Origin of the sequence: Prevotella pectinovora, from assembly GCF_041323955.1 — a bacterium.
Lineage (GTDB): Bacteria > Bacteroidota > Bacteroidia > Bacteroidales > Bacteroidaceae > Prevotella > Prevotella pectinovora.
Genome location: NZ_JBGLIV010000001.1, coordinates 2,305,148 through 2,326,702 on the forward strand (window position 1 = coordinate 2,305,148; position 21,555 = coordinate 2,326,702).

A 21,555-nucleotide genomic window follows, 5' to 3' on the forward strand; every position below is an offset into this window, starting at 1 on the left:
GCATCTTGATGTAACAATAGGCGCATCATCTAAATAATACAGGTAATACATAAATTAATGTAGGAATATGAATCCCGTCACTCAAACCATAATATTGTCGGCATCCACATTGAGGATGCTGCCGCACATAGCCATTTATCTGCTCCACCGGAAGGATATCGATGCCGACCTGACCCAGGTGCAGGACCGCCGGGCTGGGGTATTGAACTTCATCAAGGCGTGTACCAGGGAGCGCACGTTCAGGAATCTATTCTACTATCGCATCGGGGAATACCTTTCGGCTCCCATCCGCTGGATGCTGCCTGGAGAGAGGACTCTGAACATCTGGTGTCCGAGCATCGGCAAGGGAGCGCATCTGGAGCATGCCTATGCCACGTATCTGAATGCCGAGGGGATAGGCGAACGGTTCTATTGCCTGCAGATGGTGACGCTGGGTAATGGCAAAGGCGGTCGCCCCACGCTTGGCGACGATGTGGAAATATATACCGGCGCCACGGTGTTCGGAGGCGTGAGGATTGGCAACAACGTGACGATAGGTGCCGGAGCGGTGGTGTTCACCGATGTGCCGGACAACTGCACGGCAGTGGGAAACCCGGCAAGGATCATCCCCAAACGGCGGGGTTAAACTCTAACCGCCAACAGTCAGTAGAAATCTCAACCCAATTCACCTCAAATGTCATACTGCCATACAGACAATCCTGCAATATGGCATTCCTGCAAATTACAGTTAAATATTCATAAAAATAAAATTCTAACGAGTCTTGTATTATAAATATAAAGGAAAAATTCATACCTTTGCAATCCGATTATTAAACGGGGAAAGACTTAGAACCCCACGAACGTAGTGTTAATAGTTGTACTTTTGGCCGAGTGCGACGGTTAGTGAATCGACGTTCAAACGGTTTTCATAAACCTCTAACCTTATATTATAAATAGGACAGGCGGAATATGAAAAGCGTGAAGAAAGTAATAAAAAAAAACGTTTTTTAGTAGTAAAATTAAAACATCAGAATGAACACTTTAAGTTACAAGACTATTTCCGCAAACAAGGAAACAGTCAACAAAGAGTGGGTTGTTATCGACGCCACAGACCAGGTAGTAGGTCGTCTTTGCTCTAAGGTAGCAAAATTGTTGCGCGGTAAGTACAAGCCAAACTTCACTCCTCACGTAGATTGCGGAGACAACGTAATCATCATCAACGCCAGCAAGGCATATTTCACTGGCAAGAAGGAGACCGACAAGGTCTACACACGTTATACTGGCTATCCAGGCGGACAGCGCTTCAACACTCCAGCCGAGCTTCGCACTCGCAAGGGCGGTGTTGACAAGATTATCCGTCATGCTGTGAAGGGTATGCTTCCAAAGGGTCCTCTCGGACGCCACATCATGGACAACCTTTATGTATATGAGGGAACAGAGCACAACCACGAGGCTCAGAAACCTAAAGCAATCGATATTAACCAGTATAAATAATTCACACGATAATGGAAGTAATTAACGCAATTGGTCGCCGCAAGAGTGCTGTTGCACGTGTTTACATGAGCGAGGGTACCGGCAAGATAACCATTAACAAGAAAGATATTACTGAGTATTTCCCATCAGCAATCGTACAGTATGTTGTAAAGCAGCCTCTGTTGGCTCTCGACGCTGTTGAGAAGTATGACATCAAGGCTAACCTCGACGGTGGTGGCTTCACAGGCCAGAGCCAGGCTCTCCGCCTCGCTATCGCACGCGCACTCGTTAAGGTGAACGCTGAGGACAAGAAGACTTTGAAGGATCACGGATTCATGACTCGCGACTCTCGTGCCGTTGAGCGTAAGAAGCCAGGTCAGCCAAAGGCTCGTCGTCGTTTCCAGTTCAGCAAGCGTTAATCCTCTGGATAGCTGGACAATGTTTAGCATCTAAACCGGCAAGACTCGAATTGCGATTACTCGCCGGCTGATTCTAACAAAAGAATAAAAAAGAAAGTAAACAAACAATTTTAAAAAGAAAAAGAAATGTCAAGAACAAATTTTGATATGCTTCTGAAGGCCGGATGTCATTTCGGTCACCTCACACGCAAGTGGAATCCTGCAATGGCTCCTTATATCTTCATGGAGCGTAACGGTATTCATATCATCGACCTGTATAAGACCGCAGCCAAGATCGACGAGGCTGCAGAGGCTCTTAAGCAGATCGCAAAGTCAGGCAAGAAGATTCTGTTCGTTGCTACTAAAAAACAGGCTAAGGACGTTGTTGCTGACAAGGCAGCTTCTGTAAACATGCCATACGTTATCGAGCGCTGGCCAGGTGGTATGCTCACCAACTTCCCAACAATCCGCAAGGCTGTGAAGAAGATGGCTAACATCGATAAGCTGATGAACGACGGAACATACTCTAACCTCTCTAAGCGTGAGATCCTGCAGATCACACGTCAGCGCGCCAAGCTGGAGAAGAACCTCGGTTCTATCGCCGACCTGACCCGTCTGCCATCTGCACTCTTCGTTGTTGATGTTATGAAAGAGGCCATCGCCGTTAAGGAAGCTAAGCGTCTTGGTATTCCTGTATTCGCTATCGTGGATACAAACTCTAATCCTAAGGACGTAGACTTCATGATCCCTGCCAATGACGACGCAAAGGACAGCATCGACGTTATCCTGACTGCTTGCTGCGAGGCTATCAACGAGGGTCTTGAGGAGCGCAAGGTAGAGAAGGCTGACGAGAAGGCTGCAAAGGAGCAGGCTGAGACAGCTGAGGACAAGCCAAAGCGCGCACGTAAGGCTGCACGCAAGGACGCACCTGCAGAGGCTGCCGCAGAGGAGGCACCAGCAGAGGCTTAATCAATGACAGTATAAAGAGATTAGGAACGTTGAATTAATGACTTACAGAATACTTAATTCAATGTTCCTTTTTCAATATTAATCCAAAACCTAATTCAATATTTAAGACTATGGCTGTATCAATAGCTGATATTCAGAAGCTGCGCAAGATGACTGGCGCCGGTCTTTCTGATTGCAAGAAGGCTCTCACTGAAACAGAGGGCAATTTCGACAAGGCAGTAGAGATTATCCGTGAGAAGGGACAGGCTATCGCTGCTAAGCGTTCTGACCGCGAGACTTCTAACGGTTGTGTTCTCGTTAAATACGCTGACAACTTCGGCGCTATCGTAGCATTGAAGTGTGAGACTGACTTCGTGGCTAACGGAGCTGACTATATCAAACTGACACAGGATATCCTCGACGCTGCTGTAGCTGCAAAGGCTAAGAGCCTCGACGAGGTTAAGGAACTGACATTGGCTGACGGAACAAAGGTTCTCGACGCTGTTGTCGCTCGCTCTGGTATCACCGGCGAGAAGATGGAGCTCGACGGCTACAACTTCATCGAGGGTGAGAACATTTCTACATACGACCACATGGGCAAGCACACTCTCTGCACAATGGTTCAGACCAACAAGGCAGCTGAGGAGCAGGCTCACGCTATAGCAATGCAGGTGGCTGCCATGAAGCCTATGTTCCTTGACGAGGCTTCTGTTTCTCAGGAGTTCATCGAGGAGGAGAAGAAGGTTGCTGCTGAGAAGACAAAGCAGGAGCTGGTACAGAAGGCTGTTGACGCTGCCCTGAAGAAGGCTGGCATCAACCCTGCACACGTTGACTCTGAGGAGCACATGGAGTCTAATATGGGCAAGGGATGGATCACAGCTGAGGATGTTGCCAAGGCTAAGGAGATCATCGCTACTGTATCTGCAGAGAAGGCTGCAAACCTCCCTGCTCAGATGATCGAGAACATCGTGAAGGGTCGTATCAACCGCATCTACAAGGAGAACTGTCTGCTCAACCAGGAGTTCATCCAGGACAGCAAGCTCTCTGTTGCTGACTACCTGAAGGCTGCCGACAAGGACCTCACAGTAGTTGACTACAAGCGCTTCTCTCTGAGCGCTGACTAATCCTGAGGATTAATCACAAACTTAAATATATCAGCCAGGCAAGGGATTCAAGAAATCGTTTGCTTGGCTTTTACTATTTTTTATCTGCCTGTAACCAATAACATTATACTTCGTATGAAAAATCTGAATAATATCATAAAATCACTGCTGCCGGCAATTGTTTCAGTGATATGCCAATGTGCATACAGCCAAATCACTGTGGTTGACGCAAACGACAAGCTGCCTGTCATCTCGGCAAGCATATATAACGGCAACGGAACAGACGTTATAGGCATTACCGACTACGACGGGAAACTACCCAAAACTGCAGAACAGCTACAAAGCATACACATCCAACACATAAACTACATGCCGGCAAACATAAACCTGCAGTCGCTGAAAGACTCTACGATTCTCCTGACGCCCCGCACACACAAGCTTCCTGAAGTGAAAATCTCGAAGCAGAAAGACGCAATGCTCAGGATGAAAGTATATATCAGACACATGACAGTTCTGAACAGCAAGCCTGCAGCAGTAAGCGAAAGCATGGCCTATCTGTATTTCAAAGAAAACAATGACGACGGCAAACCAAATTCATACAAAATACTGTCGGAAGACAAGTTCAAGGACGAAAAGGCTTATGAGGGTGAAAGCAAGATGCTGAAATCACTAGCAGACTTCAGCAATCCTACAGCTTTAGCATTCTTCGACGGATACAAACACTATAACACATTGAAAGGCTCGAGGAGAATGGGAACCAGTTGGAAAAGGGCTGGAGGAATATATTATATGAACGAAGACTCCATAAACAAACGCTGCGAAATAGTAAGAGACAGTTTGTTTTCTGACAAGCCCTTCAAGGTTCCACTCTTCGGATTCGCATTCAGTAACATATACAACAGCGAGACATACAGCACGGAATTGGGTACTCCGCGATTATACAATCTGATAAACATGACAGACAGATACCGCGTCTACCAGACAAAGACAATGGGTTACGTGGACATGGTTACGGAAATGTATATCCTTGGCATCGACTATGCCTCTAAGGAAGAAATGAAAGCGGACAAGAAACTCAAACTTTCACCTTTTGAAAGACCTGAAGGCATTGTGGCGGCAGACGACTGGCTCACAACTATTATAAAGGGCATGAAAAGGATAAAATAACAGAACATTAAACAAAACAATTATACAATGAAGATTTTCGCAGTAGGATTGAACTATCCTCAACACAATAAAGAGCTTAACGAAACGTTATACAAGGGAGAAGTCCCCGTGATTTTCACCAAGGCGGACTCGTCGCTGCTGAAGGACGGAAAACCGTTCTTCGTTCCTGACGACATGGGACGCATTGACTATGAAACGGAAATCGTAGTGCGCATCTCCCGACTGGGAAAGGCTATACCTGCACGCTTCGCCCATAGGTATTATGATGCCGTGACTGTGGGCATCGACTTCACAGCTCGCGAACTGCAGGCGGAACTGAGAAAAAAAGGTCTGCCGTGGGAGATGTGTAAGGGATTCGACGGTGCTGCTGCAATTGGTGAATGGGTGAGCGTGGAGAAATTCAGAGACGTGCAGGCTCTGCAGTTCCATCTCGACATCAATGGCAAGACCGTGCAGGAGGGCCGCACAAGCGACATGCTCTTCAAGATTGACGAGATTATTGAATACATCAGCAAGTACTTCACGCTGAAAACCGGCGACATCATCTATACTGGTACTCCTGTGGGCGTGGGACCGGTGAACATCGACGACCACCTCACTGGATATATAGAAGACAGAAAAGTGCTTGAATTTAATATAAAATAAATGATAAGAAATATACTCCTCACCATAGCAGTACTTCTTGCCGGCATGACCGCCAAGGCACAGAAGTTCTTCAATCTGACTGCCGACGAAGTCAGAATAGACTCCGTCATACCTTCATTCGGATATTCCAAAGACATGGGGTCTGCCTACGCAGACTCCACATACACCGTAACGATAGAATATCCGGAATTCATCGACATGCAGAAGGGCGACGTGGAGAAACTGAAGAAAATCAGCAACGTCACCTACCCTGCCCTGCCGGAGATAACGACAAAGACAGTGGTGGAAAGGAAGAAAGGCAGACTGGAAGTATATTTCTCACCTATCGTGATGCGCGACGGAAAATACCAGAAGCTCGTAAGCTTCATGCTGCGCATCACGGCCAAGCCTAAATCGAAATCAACAAGAAAGGCAAATGCCAGGGCTGACAAGACGAAGAGCGAGCGCTGGGCTAAGAACTCGGTGCTGGCAACGGGCAACTGGGCCAAGATACGTGTGCCGTCAACGGGTGTTTACCAGATTACTGACGCCCTGATACGTCAGGCGGGATTCAACGACCTGAGCAAGGTGAAGGTATATGGATATGGCGGAGCGCTACATTCGGAACAGCTGCTCGACAAGAAAATCGCAGAATATGACGACCTGAAAGAGGTTCCGACAGTCACCGTGAATGGCAAGAAGCTTTTCCGTGCCATAGGTCCGGTGTCGTGGGACAGCGCTACAAAGACTTCACGCATACGCAACCCTTATTCTGACTACGGATATTATTTCATCACACAAAGCGAGGGCGAACCGCTGAGCGTGGACTCGGCTGCCTTCGTGTCATCTTTCTATCCTGCCAACGACGACTACCACACGCTATACGAGGTGGATGACTACGCCTGGTTCCAGGGAGGAAGGAACTTGTTTGACAACGCTCCGATAAACCCAGGGGCAAGTCTGACATACGAATTGACCACTCCGGCACAGAAGACCGGCGAAGGGACTCTGTTCGTGAGGCTCACCTCATCGGCTGCATCTACGAGCGAGATTGCCATCAACGACTCGGTGGTGGGAACGATAACGACGAAGAATGGCGGCGAATACGACACTGGCGTATTGGCAGAAGGTTCGTTCTATCTGAAGGACATGCTCGCAAGCAGTTCGGCAAAGACAAACAAGGTGAAAATAACAAACAAGTCGAGCAACACGGTGAGACTCGACTACATCACCCTTACCTTCAATGATCCGCGACCGGAGCCACAACTCTCGAAGGCGACGTTCGCCACACCGGAATATGTGTACAACATAACAAACCAGAACCTGCACGGGGATAAGAATTACGATATGGTGATGATAATCCCGGCAAGTCAGAAACTGCTGAAACAGGCTGAGCGTCTGAAGGCTTATCATGAGGAACACGACAAGATGAGCGTTCGTATCGTGCCTGCCGATGAACTGTATAACGAGTTCTCGAGCGGTACGCCGGAGGCTGATGCCTATCGTCTGTATATGAAGATGATGTATGACAGGGCGGAAGACGAGGCGTCGATGCCGAAATATCTGCTGCTCTTCGGCGACTGTAAATGGGACAACAGAATGAAGGTCAGCGCTCTGAGGAACTATAGCCCTGACGACTTCCTGCTCTGTTTCGAGAGCGACAACTCTTTCAGTTACGTGAACAGTTTCATCGACGACTGCTACTTCACCGCTCTCGACGACGGTGAGGGTGCAAACGCATCGGCTTATTCCACCAAATCGGACAAATACGACATCGCTGTGGGAAGATTTCCGGTGAAGACTGCTGACGAAGCGAAGATAATGGTGGACAAGAGCATCAGCTATATGGAGAACAAGATGGCGGGGGCATGGCAGAACGTGGCTCTCTTCCTCGGTGACGACGGCAACAACAACGCTCACGTGACGTCGGTGGACAACACCGCCAAGGCTGTGGAGCAACTCGTTCCGGCAATACAGGCAAAGCGTGTGTTCTGGGACATGTATACAAGGGTATCGTCGGCAACGGGAAACACATACCCTGAGGTGACGAGTCTGTTGAAAAAGCAGCAGGCTGAAGGTGCGCTGCTCTTCGACTATGCCGGACACGGACGCCCGGACATGCTGTCTCACGAGCTTGTATTGTCGTCTGCCGACTTTGCCGCATTCAAGAACAAGGTGCTGCCTCTGTGGATTACGGCATCATGCGACATCATGCCTTACGACGGAACGGTGAGCAACATCGGGGTGAACTCCGTGCTTAATCCTAACGGTGGCACCTTCGCCTTCTACGGAACGGCACGCACGGTGTATATCACGCAGAACCAATATCTCAATGCCGAATACGTGAAGGCGCTGTTCACCAAGACAAACGGCAAGTTTAATTCCGTTGGCGAGGCTCAGAGAGTGGCAAAGAACAGAATCATCAGCGATGGCACCGACAGAACGGTGAACAAGCTGCACTATGCCCTGCTCGGCGATCCGGCGATAAGTCTGAAGATACCGGAGAGCAACGTAGTGATAGACAGCATCAACGGCATCTGTCTGGCTGAAGCCACCGAACTGCCACAGATAAAGGCGGGAGCGAAGGTGAACGTGAAGGGACATATCAAGAATGCCGACGGCACCACCGACGAATCTTTCACAGGAACGGTGAACATCGACGTTAAGGACTCCAAGGAGAAACGTGTGGGCAAGTTGAACAGCAAGGACACGGGATATGCATACACCTTCTTCGACTACACCAAGACGATATTCAACGGCAACGACAGCATACGCTCAGGAAAGTTCGACATCACCTTTGCCGTGACGAAAGACATCAACTATACTGACGAGAACGGAAGGATAAATGCCTTTGCAGTGAGCAGTACCGACAACAGGACAGTGAACGGATATACGGAGAACTTCATCGTGGGTGGAACGGAAATCGTATCCAACGACTCCAACGGTCCGTCGATATACTGCTATCTTAACTCTCCAAGCTTCAGCAACGGAGGCAACGTGAACTCTACGCCTTACTTCGTGGCGGAGATATCTGACAAGGACGGACTGAACACTTCGGGCAGCGGCATCGGCCATGACCTGACACTGGTAGTCGACGACGACCCGATGATGACATTCACTCTGAACGACAACTTCTCGTTCAACTTCGGTTCGTATACCGAGGGAACGACATGGTATAACATCCCGGAACTGGAGAACGGACCGCACAAGCTGAAATTCACCGCATGGGATATCCTCAACAACCCTTCGACAACGACGCTGAAATTCAACGTGGTGAAAGGTCTGACACCGAACATCACCAACGTCTATTGCTCCAACAATCCGGCAAAGACGAACACTACATTCATCGTCAGCCACGACAGAAGCGGCAGCAACGTGGAGATGACCATCGAAGTGTTTGACATCAGCGGCAGGCTGTTGTGGAATCATACGGAGAACACTCTGGCTGAGTCGGCAACATTCACATACGACTGGGATCTCACCACCGACAGCGGCGGCAGGTTGCAGTCTGGAGTATATCTGTATCGTGTGCGCCTGACAAGCGAGGGAAAGAACGAGGCATCGAAAGCCAAGAAACTGATAGTACTCAACTGAGAATGTAACTCTTTGACTGTCGTCACACAATAATATAACACAAAAAGAGTTATATAGAGGCGTGAACGAAGTTTTCATGTAATGCAGGCAGAAATGACAGACTGGCATTGAAGAATTGAGGACCATCACGCAATACATCATAACGAGAATAAAAACAAAAGACAAGATATAAATGAAGAACAGAATAAGAATCATTGCGGCAGTATTGCTCACCGTAATAGCAACTAACGTCAAGGCTCAAGACAAGCGCGAGATGTTCAACCCTATTCATACGGCTCTCGTTTCACAGACCATCGCACCGGATGCACGCGCAGCCGGTATGGGTGACGTGGGTGCCGCCACCGACCCTGACGTGAACTCCCAATACTGGAACCCGGCAAAATATCCTTTCTGTATCAGCCGTGCAGGTCTTGCCCTGAACTACACGCCTTGGCTGCGCTCACTGGTAAGCGACATGGACATCGCATATCTCGCCGGATACTACCGCATCGGTGACTATAGCGCCGTTTCGGCATCATTGAGATATTTCTCTCTCGGTGAGGTTTACACGAACTACGACGGTACGGGCGACATATCAAACGCACAGACCATCAACCCATACGAGATGTCGTTTGATGTGGCTTATTCTCTGATGCTGAGCGAGAAATTCTCTCTCGCTGCCGGCGTGCGTTTCCTCATGTCCGACATGCAGTACAGTTCTACAGAGGAGCGCTCTGCTTCTAACGCCTTCGCTGCCGACCTCGCCTGCTACTATAACGACTATATCAACATCGGTTCTCGCGAATGTCAGCTCGGCATCGGTCTGAACATCAGCAACATCGGTAGTAAGATAACATTCGGCGGCAGTGACTACAGTGAGTTTATTCCAACAAACATGAGATTGGGTGCTGCCCTGATGGTGCCTATCGACGAATTTAACCGCTTCACGATATCTGCCGACGCAAACAAGCTGCTCGTGCCTTCTTATCCTCAGCAGGAAGAGGGGGAAACGACAGAGGACTACCAGCAGCGTGTGGAGGATGAATACTACAACACGAGCAGCATCTCCGGAATGTTCAAGAGTTTCGGCGACGCTCCTGGAGGTTTCAAGGAGGAACTTGAGGAGATAAACTGGAGTGTCGGTGCTGAATATGTATACAACGACAAGTTCAGCGTTCGCGCCGGTTACCACCATGAGTCAGAGAACAAGGGTAACAGAAAATACTTCACTGTCGGTGCGGGCTTCCGCATGAGCGCCTTTACTCTCGACTGCGGTTATGTCATCGCTACTGCAAAGAGCAACCCTCTCGACCAGACTCTCCGCTTCACTCTGGGCTTCGATATGGACGGACTGAAGGATTTGTTCAAGAGAAGATAATTAAAATGGTAAAAAGTTATGAAGGTACGCGTAGGCTTTGGTTTTGACGTTCATAAGCTCGTTGAAGGACGTGACTTGTGGTTGGGCGGAATAAAGATTCCACACTCTCTCGGTCTGCTTGGCCATAGCGATGCTGATGTGCTGATACATGCTATCTGTGACGCATTGCTCGGAGCGGCAAACATGAGAGACATCGGTTATCACTTTCCCGACACATCGGCTGACACTCTCGACATAGACAGTAAGATACTGTTGAAGAAGACCATCGACCTGATTGCCACAAAAGGATACAGACTCGGAAACATTGACGCCACGGTTTGTGCCGAGCGCCCTAAGATAAATCCGCATGTTGAAAAGATGAAGGAATGTCTCGCCACAGTGATGAATGCCGATGTTGACGACATCTCCATCAAAGCTACAACAACAGAGAAACTCGGTTTCACTGGCAGAGAAGAGGGCATAAGTGCGTATGCCACGGTACTGATATACAAAGACTGAGAATCTGAATAAAAATAAGAAATCCTAAGAAAGACAGGAAATCTATACAGGAAACCTAAACAAAGACAGGAAATCCGAATAGAGACTGGAAAATTGAATAAAGGAAAAAAATCTAAATAAATACCCGGAACATTCTATATGATGCTCCGGGTGTTTTTTATATCATATTTGCCATCAAAGCTGTATCAGTCATTATGCTTTTCTGTTTCACTTTACTGAAATCACCAATAGTCTTATATGCAATTAAATCAATCTGTAGGGCATGGTCCGTAAAGGTTGTCCATCGGCACACTTGGTGATGCCAAGAAAACCAGAAGGATGATGGGACCGGCAATAGGAATCAGACACCACCAATAGTGCCAACCTGAACGGCCGGTATCATGAAGACGGCGCACCAGAACCGAAATAGTCGGAACAATGGCAACCAAGCTGTAAATTAGAGACAATACAAGTCCGATTCCCGATCCTGCCAATACACTTCCTGCATCACCGCCGCCGAAAATGCTACCGAGTACTGAACCTATAATCCCGAACACAAGCCATGCCAGACTATTAAACAAATAGAACCACCAAAATTCTGATCGTGATGCACGGCCACTGAATGTGGCAAACTTACTAAACACTGTCTTAACTGATTCTGTAAATCCCATAGTTTTTTGTTTTTATGTGTTAATAATAATTGAAAAAGCGTTCCTTTTTATAAATATTTCGACACAAAGATATTGATTATTTCAATATAAACAAACTTTTTGCTATGAATTATTAAAAATATTAGGTAATTTTGTTCACTGAATGCAAAATGGAATGTTTTTGTTCACTGAATGTAAAAAAACAGAATATTATGACAGACACGGGAAATGACAAAATCAACGTGCTTGGCAAACAAACGAACTGGGAAGATCTGTACTTCTATCAGAAGGCAGACATCATATACCAGATGTCATTTGCCTTTTGCAACAGATTCATACATCCTTATAAAGACCGCACTCGCGACCAGATAATACAGGCTGCACGGTCATGCAAGCAAAACATTGTAGAAGGTCTTGCCGACGGTGTTACGTCATCTGAGATGCAGATGAAACTGCTCAACGTGGCACGCGCCTCCCTAAAAGAATTACGTGAAGATTTCGAAGACTATCTCAAATCACGGCATCTACAGTATTACATCGCCGGCGAAGAACGGTATAACGTGATGCTCGACTACTGTCGCCATCACAACAGACTTCCTGACTACGAACCATTCTTTGACAAATGGAATGATGAACAGATGTGCAACTATGGACTCACTCTATGCCACATGATAGACAAGATGATGATGTCTTTTATGAAGCGCCTCGAACAAGAGTTCATCACCGAAGGCGGCATCAAGGAGCGAATGCACAAAGCACGTACCGGCTACCGCCAACAACAAGACACACGACTTAAAGAGCTTGAAACGCGCCTTCCAGAACTTGAAAGCGAACTTTCCAAGGCTAACGCCGAAATGATGAAATGGAAATCATCGTATGAAGACCTCCGTCAACGTGCCCTCAAATCCTACTATAAACAACAAGAAGAAATCAGCAGGCTGAAAGCACTAATCGAAGAGATGAAAAAGAAATAACAGTCTATTTCAGCTAGAAATACTAGAAAATCTAGATAGTCTAGAAGGTCTAGAAAGTCTAGAAAAACTAGATAGTCTAGAAAAACCTATATAAATAGAAAAGAACCAGAAGCCCCACTCATCATTTCTCTTTCAATATTCCCTTCAAGAGATATGTGGCATTCTGGTTTCTTGCCACGCCGGGAGAAATCTTGTAAGTATAAGTGATGGCATCTGAGAGTTTTATCTCGAAACAGAAGTTATGGAAGCGGGCAGGATATTCATCTGCCATCTTCGACAGTTCCAGGTCGTGGGTGGCAATGAGGCCGCTGACAGGCAGTTTGGCAATCGCCTCAAGAAACATACGTGACCCGTTGAGCTTGTCAAGAGAGTTTGTGCCCTTCAGTATCTCGTCGAGAATGATGAGAGTATGCGATGCCTGCCGCACATTGTCAAGAAGCTGACGAAGACGAAGCAGTTCTGCATTGAAATAGCTGATGCCATGCGTCAGGTCATCACTGGTGCGCATACTGCTGAAAAGATTGAAGACCGAAACACGCAAGCTCTCTGCAAATACCGGCATACCACACATCGCGAGGATATAGTTCACACCTATAGACCTCAAGAACGTACTTTTGCCCGCCATATTGGCCCCCGTCACGATATAATAATTACTATCCTGTATAGTGAAATCATTTTTCACCGCTTTCTCTCCGAGGAAAGGATGATACAGTCCTTTAGCCTCAAAAACGACCTCCTCAGAATCTGTAACCACCGGCATGACAGCCTGCGGTTCGTTACAGCGCATTGTCGCCATCGACACCATGGCATCCATCAGGCTCACGGCATCAACCCACCTCTCAAACGACGCCACATTATCCCGCTGCCAACGCAGATAACGCCTTACGAGAAAGAAGTCGCTATATCCCAAAGCATTGAAGATGACAAGACCAAGCACATTTGCCCGTCTGTCGAGAGCATCGAGGATAGCCTTCAGTTCCTTCAATGAATTGAGAGCCTCTGCCCCATTGCTGCCTTTAAGGACAGATGCCACCAACTTGTTGTCTTCCTCCCGGAATTGCGCTTCGGTGATTATATGCAGCAACGAGACGAACCGTTTTGTGCTGACACTTATTTTCTCCACACTTTTGCCAATCATCTTTATCGTCTTCGCCGATACTCCGATGCTGACGGCAAGCTGAGCAACAGTCCACAGACAAACGAAGTCGGCCGGGAGCGGCGTGAACACCGTGAGGATAAGTAACACGACGAATATCGCCATCGAAGAAACCACCATTGTCAGCCTTTTCCGAGACAACGCCGCTTCAGGGATTCCTGCCTCTTTCGCCTCATGCAGCGCCTTTAGTATAGCCCCGGTGTCGATATTTCCTTTATAGGCGGCTGAAAGGAAATCTGTTCGCCACTCCTCCATCTCTGCCAATTCCGAGATAGCTTTCTGCCTTCTGTCTATTTCTGAAGGAAGAGCAGGAACAGAAGTTACGCAACGCAACGACGGTTTGTCTTGTGACGCAACGAAACGGTCGGCAGCATAAGAACGGCATGCAGCACTATCCAGAATCCCGGCAAGCCTGTCTGCCCCACCCGTAGTGACAATACGACAAAGGCGGTTATACAAAGATCCCTTGCCGAATACGTCCATATCGAAGGAATATTGATGGAATGGATTCTCATATCTCTTGCCATCGTCAAATTGTGAGAAGTCGCCTTCCATATAGCGGATGTTCTGTCTGTAGACATCAATCCTCGCCTCCATCCTGTCAATGGCTACAGAATTCTGTCTGTCGAAAACCTTCACGCCCACAAACGAAGCCAGTGCGATACAGAAAGCCGGAATGAACACTGCTACTGATACATATCCACACAGATATACCACCGCCACGGCAACAGCCACGACAAACAACAGAATCTCTGCCGTTATGATATATTTCACCTTTGCCTTGCGGCTCTGAAGGACTTCATCCAGTCCTGTCATCTTGTCCGTATAATATTCCAACAGTTCTTTCTTGTTTCTCATATCTGTAGTTATGCTTTCCTTTTCAATTGACATATTATTAAATGCGAAACGGCAATTATGCCGTTTAACCCAAATCGCTTTCTATGTTAATATCCAAATGTTTTGACCATTATTTTCAATTTATGCTGAGATTTTATATTCAGGGGTGAATGTTTGGCGATTTCTGACCATGGCTGTGACCAAATGTACAAGTTTGTTCTTGACATTGTTCAGTGCAACCTGCTTCTTCTTTCCTCGTTCTACGAGGCGCATGTAGTACCTCGCCATAATGGGATTGAAGTTGACGGCAGCTAGTGCCGCTTGCGTCAGCATGGCCTTTATCTGGCGGTTAGCCATATAATGTACATGCGGATCGGAATGCACACTGGTTCCCGAATCTTTGCCAAATGGAGCTAGGCCGTAATAGCAGGCAATCTTGCGTGAGTCGTAGTTGAAACGCCGGAAGTTGTCGGTGTACACCATCAGGCACACAGCGTTCTGCGTTCCTATGCCAGGCACCGAGGTCACGATGGTGAACACCTCGGTGAGTTCCTCGTCCGACTTGATGAGATCGGCAATGCGCTTATCTATCTTCTCTATCTCCTTATTGAGTTCAGAGACGATGTGCCGTCCGCTCTGCGAAATCATTGTCTTGACTGGCGACTTCTCCATAGTGAGTCGCTTTTCGCCTCTACGCACCTGGAAACTGCATCTGTGTCTTACGATCATCTGACGGTATAGGAACAGCTCACGCAGTTGTGTAAGCGACTCGCTAAGAGGCTCGTACATAACGGCTTTATCGTAATTCCTCATGGCGTATTCTGCAATCATCGAGGCGTCAGCACGGTCAGACTTCAATCGTCTAAGACCAGATGCGTCTTTGATGCTCTTTGCGTTCTCAAGCCACATGTCGTAGCCTTTACCGTAGAGGAAGTTGCACAGTCCCTTGCTGTAGTCGCCCGTGTTCTCGCCACAGAAGAGCCACAAGGACGAGTCGATACCGCAGGAATTCTGCTCAACCCACTTGACCAACTGCCTATAGCCAGACACGGTTGTCTTGAACTCGTTGAACACTCTAGCAGCGGTTTCTGCCAGTCCGTCTGCAAAAAGGATAGCCACATCAACTTTTTCTTTCGAAAAATCAACTCCGATAAATAAATTCTTCATAACTTTGTACGAGTTATATTGTGTAGAATTGGTCAATAGTTGTATGGACTAACACTCTAACAAGGCTCAGAGCCGATAACTTTCTATCTGGTCTTTGCAACTATGTCGATGAGGACCTAAACGATTTATAGCTTTACGGCTGGGTCATTAGCTGGTTTACCTCTTCGACAGACCGATTCTACCTTTTTACAACAAAGGTACGAAACTGTCTTTAGCAATCATAGTTTTACCTTGATTATTTTGGAGTTTATGCGACTTCGTCGCAATCTTCTGCAAACTTAGAGGTCATTAGGGCTTGCTTGGATAACAAAACAAAAATGGGCAGCCAATTCAATCTGAACGGACTGCCACATTTATAACTTTTCGTTGTTCTTTAGAACCAAGCAAAGAGTCATTACTTCTTGAGGATAACTCTCTTCTCAGCGATACGAGCCTTCTTACCAGTGAGCTTGCGCAGGTAGTACAGCTTAGCGCGACGCACCTTACCAACCTTGTTAAGCTCGATGCTTGCGATGTTTGGAGACTCCATTGGGAAGATACGCTCTACACCAACAGTTCCAGACATCTTGCGTACAGTGAAACGCTTCTTTGTACCCTCACCGTTGATCTTGATAACAACACCACGGTAGAGCTGGATACGCTCCTTAGAACCCTCGATAATTTTGTAGGCTACAGTAACGGTGTCACCAGCCTTGAACTCAGGATACTGCTTCTCGATTGCAAATGCTTCCTCAGCAACTTTAATTAAATCCATTGTAATTTAACTGTTTAAAATTGTTTATCGTTCCAACGCAACATAACAGGCCACTCTTCTTCCTGCCAGCGATTACGCCGAAAAGCGGTGCAAAGGTAGTCATTATTCCCGTAACTGCCAAATAATTCAGCAGTTATCAAACTATTTTAACCCAAAACGGTCATTAGGCCGTTCAATGTAGTATTTTAATACTGCTTGCAGTTCTTTGCTTTTTATAAGGCGTCTTTTGTCCGTTTTTAATTCGCAATAGCCCGCTATTACTCATTAAAAGCCAAACAAAATCCATCCTTCTAAAAAACAAAATCCAAGCAAGCCCTAACGACCGATTTGGGTTTAATTCAAATCAAAGTCTTGATGACCGCTTTGGGGTTAAGAATTTCATTTCGGCCTCCTCATCGTGCGATAGCCGTATACGGATATCACGACAAAGCAAACGAGAGGCAACACGAACGACACGTTCACCGCCGGCATTCCCATCACCTCGTGCATGTCGATGATGCTTGCCTGCATTGCCGGCATCACGCTGCCTCCGAGGATTGCCATTATCAGACCGGCCGCTCCGAACTTGGCGTCGTCGCCGAGTCCTTCGAGGGCGATGCCATAGATAGTAGGGAACATCAGCGACATACATGCGCTGACTGCAACGAGACAGTATACTCCCCACACATTCTGCAGCATTATCACTCCCGCAACGAGGCATCCGCCCACGATGGCAAGTATCATAAGCAGTTGTCCGGCATTGAGATAGCGCAGCAGGAAGGTACACACGAACCGCGAACAGCAGAAAATGACCATCGCCACGATATTATACTGCTGCGATAGCACCTCTGCATCTATCTCCGTCATCCCCTCGTTCATAAACACCCGCGTGCCGTATTGTATGATGAAGGTCCAGCACATTATCTGCACTCCCACGTAGAAGAACTGTGCCACCACTCCTTCTCTGTAGTGCGGGATGTGGAGGATGCGCTTCAGTGTGGGGATGACGTTGAGCGACTTGTCGTTGTCTCCGTTCTTCGGCATCTTTACCATGCTTATTATGAGAAGCATCGCCAATATCACCGCTCCGATGGCGAGATATGGCATTATGAGCACCGAGAGGTCGTGTTCCTTCAGCACCTCAAACTGCTGGTCGGAGAGCCGTGCCCTCTCTGCCGTGCTCATCGGGTTGAGCTTAGCCTGGATGAAGTTCATCGCCACATACATGCCGAGCAGCGATCCCATAGGGTTAAACGACTGCGCCAGGTTCAGGCGTCGCGTAGCCGACCCCTGCGGTCCCATCGTCAGGATATACGGACTGCATGATGTCTCAAGAAACGACAGTCCGCAAGTGAGTATGAAATACGCCATCAGGAACATGGCATACTCCCCGGTCATCTTTGCCGGGAAGAAGAGAAAGGCTCCCAGGGCATAGAGCGCGAGACCGAGCATCACTCCTGCCTTATACGAAAAGCGCCGTATGAACATCGCTGCCGGGAATGCCATCGCGAAGTATCCTCCATAGAAAGCCACCTGCACCAGCGCGCCGTCTGTTGCCGACATGCGGAATATCTTCGAGAAAGCCTTCACCATCGGGTTCGTGATGTCGTTAGCGAATCCCCATAGGGCGAAACACGACGTTATCAGCACGAATGGCAAGACATAGCTCACGCCGTCTTTGCCAAAAATGGAATTGTTGTTTTTCATTATATCAGTCTATAGTTTTACATTTACCTGCAATAATATATTTGTCTATAGTATTTATTTGTCTGTAATATCATATCTGCCTGCAGCATCATATCTGTCTATAGCAACAGACACCTTTTATTATAATATAGTATTATGACTCCTTCCCCACGCCGGTTGTGGCGGCGTGGGAAAGGGAAGCATAGTTTTCGTCTTTCTATCATCCGTCATCTCCACAGGATTGGCGTTTATCTCGCCATCTTGTAGATTTCCTCCATGTCGTGACGGTTGAGTTTCTTGAATCCTCCGATGGTGCGTCCGTCGTCGTGGCTGCATTTGCGCGCCAGCTCCTTTATCTCGTCGTCGGTGATTTCTCTTCCTATCAGTTCATGGATGTTTGTAGGCATACCGATGGCCCTGTAGAATTTCTCCACAGCCTCAACTCCAGCCATTGCCGTAGCCTTGGTGTCGGTGAAATCGTTGGGCACTCCCATCACGTTCACTGCGAAGCGTGCGAATCTCGACACATTCTCGTCCATCACGTATCTCGCCCACGACGGCCATACTGCGGCAAGTCCGGCTCCGTGTGCCACGTCGAACATGGCGCTCAGCTCGTGCTCTATCTGGTGTGTCGCGAAGTCAGCATAAGAGCGGTCGCCTGTCAGGTCGTTGTGTCCCAGACTCGACGCCCACATTATGCAAGCGCGGTTACGGTAGTCTTCCGGATTCTTGAGCACATGGAACACGCTGTCTTTCACCGTTCTCATGAGCGCCTCGGCGATATTGTCTATCAGTGTCATGTCATCCACCTTTCCGAAGTATCTCTCCATGGTGTGCATCATGATGTCGGTGGCTCCGCATGCTGTCTGATATGGAGGCAGTGTGAATGTGCGCACCGGGTTCATGATTGCGAATTTCGGTCGGCAGATATTATTGGAGTATCCAATCTTCAGGTCGCCGTCTTCTTTCGTTATCACGCTCGAGTCACTCATCTCGCTTCCTGCTGCCGGTATGGTCAGAATCACTCCCACGGGGAGCATCTCCGTGGGCACATATTTCCTTGCGTAGATGTCCCACACGTCACCGTCGTATTTCACTCCGTATCCGATAGCCTTCGACGAGTCTATCACGCTACCGCCGCCAACGGCGAGTATGAAGTCAACATTCTCCTTGCGGCAGAGTTCTATTCCTTCGTGAACGAGTGTGAGGCGCGGGTTGGGCTTCACGCCGCCCAGTTCCACGAACGCTATTCCTGCGGCATTGAGCTTTTCGCGCACTGAGGCGAGCAGTCCTGACCGCTCAGCGCTGTGGCCGCCGTAGTGTACGAGCACTTTCTTGCCGCCATACTTGTTTATCATTTCCACGAGATGCTCTTCGGCATCCTTTCCGAACACCACTTCGGTTGGTGTATAATACTTGAAGTCTTGCATTTCTGATTTTATTTATATAACAGACCGCTAATGTAGTCATTATTTTTGTATTCTTCAAGCATTTCATGAATTTAGTGGCGGTAAGATAACAACTTGGTGCAATTTGAGTGAGGAATGTAACATACCTATATAGTGTCAGACCATAAAATCAAAGAAAAAGATTTCGGTGTCAGGCTATAAAAACACGAAAAAGATTTTGGTATTAGGCTATAAAATCAAAGAAAAGATTTCGGTGTCAGGCTATAAAATCGAGAAATAAATTTTGGTATCAGGCGATTTTCCTGTATATTTGCATCAAAAACAAGTATATGTCGGAAAGAATATTCAAGCGCAAGATCTACAGCAAACTTAAAGAATGGAAGGAGAACTCAAATGGCAAGAGCGCATTGCTGTTAGAGGGAGCAAGACGTATCGGCAAATCAACCGTCGTTGAAGAGTTCGGACAGAAGGAATACCGTTCTTATATTCTTATTGATTTCAACGAAGCCTCAAAAGGAGTCAAAGACCTGTTTGACGACTTGATGGATATGGACTATATCTTTCTGTATCTCCAGAATGTCTACAAAACCACACTGTATGAGAGGGAGTCTGTTATTATCTTCGATGAAGTCCAGCAATGCCCCAAAGCTCGCCAAGCAATAAAATACCTTGTCAAAGACGGCAGGTATGACTATATAGAAACCGGGGCGCTCATCAGCATCAGAAAGAACACAAAAGACATCAGCATCCCAAGCGAGGAACACAGACTCGAAATGTTCCCCATGGATTATGAAGAATTCAGATGGGCGATGGGCGATGACACCACGATGCCTATGACACAGAAATTTCTGGAAAAGAAGATGGTATTAGGCGACAGTCTGAACCGCCAGATGATGCGCGACTTGAGACTGTATATGCTGGTGGGAGGTATGCCACAGGCCATCAACGCATACATAGAGTCCAACAACCTGCAGCAGGTTGACATGGTAAAACGCCAAATCATCCAGCTATATGCGGATGATTTCCGCAAAATCGACGCCACAGGTAGAATATCCAAGTTATTCATGGCGATTCCTTCCCAACTAAGCCGCAATCTGCTGCGTTACCAACCCACTACGGTGGTAGGCAATGTGGGAAGCAGCAAGATCGGCGAAATGATTCTTTGTCTGGAAGACAGCAAGACTGTAAACGTGGCATATCATGCCGACGACCCTAATGTCGGTATGCCGCTAACTGCTGATTTCGGCAAATACAAACTATATATCGGTGACACAGGACTTTTCATAACACTGGCATTCTGGGACAAGGATTTTACGGAGAACATAATATACCAGAAATTGCTCAACGACAAACTCACCGCCAATCTTGGATATGTATATGAGAACCTGATAGCCCAGATGCTCAGGGCATCAGGCAACAAATTGTTCTACTATACATTCCCTAAAGACGAGACTCATTCATACGAAGTGGATTTCCTCTTGTCGAGAGGCAACAAACTCTGTCCTATAGAAGTGAAGTCATCGGGCTATAAGACTCACGCTTCGCTGGATGCCTTCTGCAAAAAATACTCCGACAGAATCAGCCAACCATACCTGTTATACACAAAAGACCTGCATAAGGATGGCAATGTATTGATGTTGCCTGCTTTTATGACTCCTCTGATATGAATTTCAAGAAGCAGCCGTATTGACAAGGAAACCTGAGAAACGTCATCTCATAATTGGAGAAGATATAGTCGCAATGTTGCACCTTACCGGTCGGCATTGCGACTATCGTATTATCTACCCGTTGGCGGAACTAATTTCTTAATTCTAATGACGGAT

Annotated in this window: 18 protein-coding genes; 12 read left to right on the forward strand and 6 right to left on the reverse strand. The window is 47.4% G+C overall.

Annotated elements, in window-relative coordinates:
- The first annotated feature begins 67 nt into the window (after window positions 1-67).
- The 10 genes from ACDC99_RS09035 to ispF all read left to right on the forward strand — a co-directional run bounded on the left by ACDC99_RS09035 (window position 68) and on the right by ispF (window position 11,141).
- Window positions 68-625, forward strand: a complete 558-nt coding sequence (locus ACDC99_RS09035) for an LbetaH domain-containing protein (RefSeq protein WP_022316623.1) — start codon at window positions 68-70, stop codon at window positions 623-625.
- A 386-nt stretch (window positions 626-1,011) separates the two neighbouring features.
- Window positions 1,012-1,473 (forward strand): 50S ribosomal protein L13, encoded by a 462-nt coding sequence (gene rplM, locus ACDC99_RS09040; RefSeq protein ID WP_022316625.1) that lies wholly within the window; start codon window positions 1,012-1,014, stop codon window positions 1,471-1,473.
- An 11-nt stretch (window positions 1,474-1,484) separates the two neighbouring features.
- On the forward strand, window positions 1,485-1,871 hold the full coding sequence (rpsI, locus tag ACDC99_RS09045) for a 30S ribosomal protein S9 (RefSeq protein WP_042520160.1): 387 nt from the start codon (window positions 1,485-1,487) through the stop codon (window positions 1,869-1,871).
- Window positions 1,872-1,997: 126 nt separating this feature from the next.
- On the forward strand, window positions 1,998-2,819 hold the full coding sequence (rpsB, locus tag ACDC99_RS09050) for a 30S ribosomal protein S2 (RefSeq protein ID WP_042520161.1): 822 nt from the start codon (window positions 1,998-2,000) through the stop codon (window positions 2,817-2,819).
- 110 nt (window positions 2,820-2,929) lie between these two features.
- Window positions 2,930-3,922, forward strand: coding sequence for a translation elongation factor Ts (gene tsf, locus ACDC99_RS09055; RefSeq protein WP_022316628.1), 993 nt, complete (start codon window positions 2,930-2,932; stop codon window positions 3,920-3,922).
- Between the two features lie 114 nt (window positions 3,923-4,036).
- Window positions 4,037-5,068, forward strand: coding sequence for a hypothetical protein (locus tag ACDC99_RS09060; RefSeq protein WP_288745021.1), 1,032 nt, complete (start codon window positions 4,037-4,039; stop codon window positions 5,066-5,068).
- A gap of 27 nt (window positions 5,069-5,095) precedes the next feature.
- A complete protein-coding gene (locus ACDC99_RS09065; RefSeq protein WP_370756605.1) occupies window positions 5,096-5,713 on the forward strand; it encodes a fumarylacetoacetate hydrolase family protein in 618 nt (205 codons plus the stop codon).
- Window positions 5,714-9,286, forward strand: a complete 3,573-nt coding sequence (porU, locus tag ACDC99_RS09070) for a type IX secretion system sortase PorU (protein ID WP_370756606.1) — start codon at window positions 5,714-5,716, stop codon at window positions 9,284-9,286.
- 172 nt (window positions 9,287-9,458) lie between these two features.
- Window positions 9,459-10,643, forward strand: a complete 1,185-nt coding sequence (gene porV / locus ACDC99_RS09075; RefSeq protein ID WP_022316632.1) for a type IX secretion system outer membrane channel protein PorV — start codon at window positions 9,459-9,461, stop codon at window positions 10,641-10,643.
- An 18-nt stretch (window positions 10,644-10,661) separates the two neighbouring features.
- Window positions 10,662-11,141: a 2-C-methyl-D-erythritol 2,4-cyclodiphosphate synthase gene (gene ispF / locus ACDC99_RS09080; RefSeq protein ID WP_044080734.1), complete on the forward strand. Its 480-nt coding sequence runs from the start codon at window positions 10,662-10,664 to the stop codon at window positions 11,139-11,141.
- Window positions 11,142-11,389: 248 nt separating this feature from the next.
- Here ispF and ACDC99_RS09085 read toward each other — a convergent pair whose 3' ends face one another.
- Window positions 11,390-11,791, reverse strand: coding sequence for a DUF805 domain-containing protein (locus ACDC99_RS09085; RefSeq protein ID WP_287072102.1), 402 nt, complete (start codon window positions 11,789-11,791; stop codon window positions 11,390-11,392).
- 191 nt (window positions 11,792-11,982) lie between these two features.
- Between ACDC99_RS09085 and ACDC99_RS09090 the strand changes: the two genes are divergently transcribed.
- Window positions 11,983-12,744: a four helix bundle suffix domain-containing protein gene (locus ACDC99_RS09090; RefSeq protein WP_320875169.1), complete on the forward strand. Its 762-nt coding sequence runs from the start codon at window positions 11,983-11,985 to the stop codon at window positions 12,742-12,744.
- 121 nt (window positions 12,745-12,865) lie between these two features.
- On the opposite strand, the gene ACDC99_RS09095 is transcribed toward ACDC99_RS09090, so the two are convergent.
- From ACDC99_RS09095 to ACDC99_RS09115, 5 genes are all read right to left on the reverse strand, one after another.
- Complete coding sequence (locus ACDC99_RS09095; RefSeq protein WP_370756607.1) at window positions 12,866-14,758, reverse strand: MutS-related protein; 1,893 nt, start codon at window positions 14,756-14,758, stop codon at window positions 12,866-12,868.
- 120 nt (window positions 14,759-14,878) lie between these two features.
- Complete coding sequence (locus ACDC99_RS09100; protein ID WP_042517114.1) at window positions 14,879-15,904, reverse strand: IS110 family RNA-guided transposase; 1,026 nt, start codon at window positions 15,902-15,904, stop codon at window positions 14,879-14,881.
- A gap of 394 nt (window positions 15,905-16,298) precedes the next feature.
- Complete coding sequence (gene rplS / locus ACDC99_RS09105; protein ID WP_042520167.1) at window positions 16,299-16,658, reverse strand: 50S ribosomal protein L19; 360 nt, start codon at window positions 16,656-16,658, stop codon at window positions 16,299-16,301.
- Window positions 16,659-17,036: 378 nt separating this feature from the next.
- Window positions 17,037-18,344 (reverse strand): L-fucose:H+ symporter permease, encoded by a 1,308-nt coding sequence (gene fucP, locus ACDC99_RS09110; RefSeq protein ID WP_370756608.1) that lies wholly within the window; start codon window positions 18,342-18,344, stop codon window positions 17,037-17,039.
- Window positions 18,345-18,571: 227 nt separating this feature from the next.
- The gene (locus tag ACDC99_RS09115) at window positions 18,572-19,753 is read right to left on the reverse strand and encodes an iron-containing alcohol dehydrogenase (RefSeq protein WP_370756609.1); all 1,182 of its coding nucleotides are present in this window, start codon (window positions 19,751-19,753) and stop codon (window positions 18,572-18,574) included.
- Between the two features lie 308 nt (window positions 19,754-20,061).
- On the opposite strand from ACDC99_RS09115, the gene ACDC99_RS09120 reads away from it, so the two are divergent.
- The gene (locus ACDC99_RS09120; protein WP_370756610.1) at window positions 20,062-21,399 is read left to right on the forward strand and encodes an ATP-binding protein; all 1,338 of its coding nucleotides are present in this window, start codon (window positions 20,062-20,064) and stop codon (window positions 21,397-21,399) included.
- Window positions 21,400-21,555 lie beyond the last annotated feature (156 nt).

What these genes read in the sequence shown, in the direction of transcription:
- ACDC99_RS09035 (WP_022316623.1), top strand. Translation starts at nt 68, where the DNA reads ATGAATCCCGTCACTCAAACCATAATATTGTCGGCATCCACATTGAGG.
- rplM (WP_022316625.1), top strand. Translation starts at nt 1,012, where the DNA reads ATGAACACTTTAAGTTACAAGACTATTTCCGCAAACAAGGAAACAGTC.
- rpsI (WP_042520160.1), top strand. Translation starts at nt 1,485, where the DNA reads ATGGAAGTAATTAACGCAATTGGTCGCCGCAAGAGTGCTGTTGCACGT.
- rpsB (WP_042520161.1), top strand. Translation starts at nt 1,998, where the DNA reads ATGTCAAGAACAAATTTTGATATGCTTCTGAAGGCCGGATGTCATTTC.
- tsf (WP_022316628.1), top strand. Translation starts at nt 2,930, where the DNA reads ATGGCTGTATCAATAGCTGATATTCAGAAGCTGCGCAAGATGACTGGC.
- ACDC99_RS09060 (WP_288745021.1), top strand. Translation starts at nt 4,037, where the DNA reads ATGAAAAATCTGAATAATATCATAAAATCACTGCTGCCGGCAATTGTT.
- ACDC99_RS09065 (WP_370756605.1), top strand. Translation starts at nt 5,096, where the DNA reads ATGAAGATTTTCGCAGTAGGATTGAACTATCCTCAACACAATAAAGAG.
- porU (WP_370756606.1), top strand. Translation starts at nt 5,714, where the DNA reads ATGATAAGAAATATACTCCTCACCATAGCAGTACTTCTTGCCGGCATG.
- porV (WP_022316632.1), top strand. Translation starts at nt 9,459, where the DNA reads ATGAAGAACAGAATAAGAATCATTGCGGCAGTATTGCTCACCGTAATA.
- ispF (WP_044080734.1), top strand. Translation starts at nt 10,662, where the DNA reads ATGAAGGTACGCGTAGGCTTTGGTTTTGACGTTCATAAGCTCGTTGAA.
- ACDC99_RS09085 (WP_287072102.1), bottom strand. Translation starts at nt 11,791, where the DNA reads ATGGGATTTACAGAATCAGTTAAGACAGTGTTTAGTAAGTTTGCCACA.
- ACDC99_RS09090 (WP_320875169.1), top strand. Translation starts at nt 11,983, where the DNA reads ATGACAGACACGGGAAATGACAAAATCAACGTGCTTGGCAAACAAACG.
- ACDC99_RS09095 (WP_370756607.1), bottom strand. Translation starts at nt 14,758, where the DNA reads ATGAGAAACAAGAAAGAACTGTTGGAATATTATACGGACAAGATGACA.
- ACDC99_RS09100 (WP_042517114.1), bottom strand. Translation starts at nt 15,904, where the DNA reads ATGAAGAATTTATTTATCGGAGTTGATTTTTCGAAAGAAAAAGTTGAT.
- rplS (WP_042520167.1), bottom strand. Translation starts at nt 16,658, where the DNA reads ATGGATTTAATTAAAGTTGCTGAGGAAGCATTTGCAATCGAGAAGCAG.
- fucP (WP_370756608.1), bottom strand. Translation starts at nt 18,344, where the DNA reads ATGAAAAACAACAATTCCATTTTTGGCAAAGACGGCGTGAGCTATGTC.
- ACDC99_RS09115 (WP_370756609.1), bottom strand. Translation starts at nt 19,753, where the DNA reads ATGCAAGACTTCAAGTATTATACACCAACCGAAGTGGTGTTCGGAAAG.
- ACDC99_RS09120 (WP_370756610.1), top strand. Translation starts at nt 20,062, where the DNA reads ATGTCGGAAAGAATATTCAAGCGCAAGATCTACAGCAAACTTAAAGAA.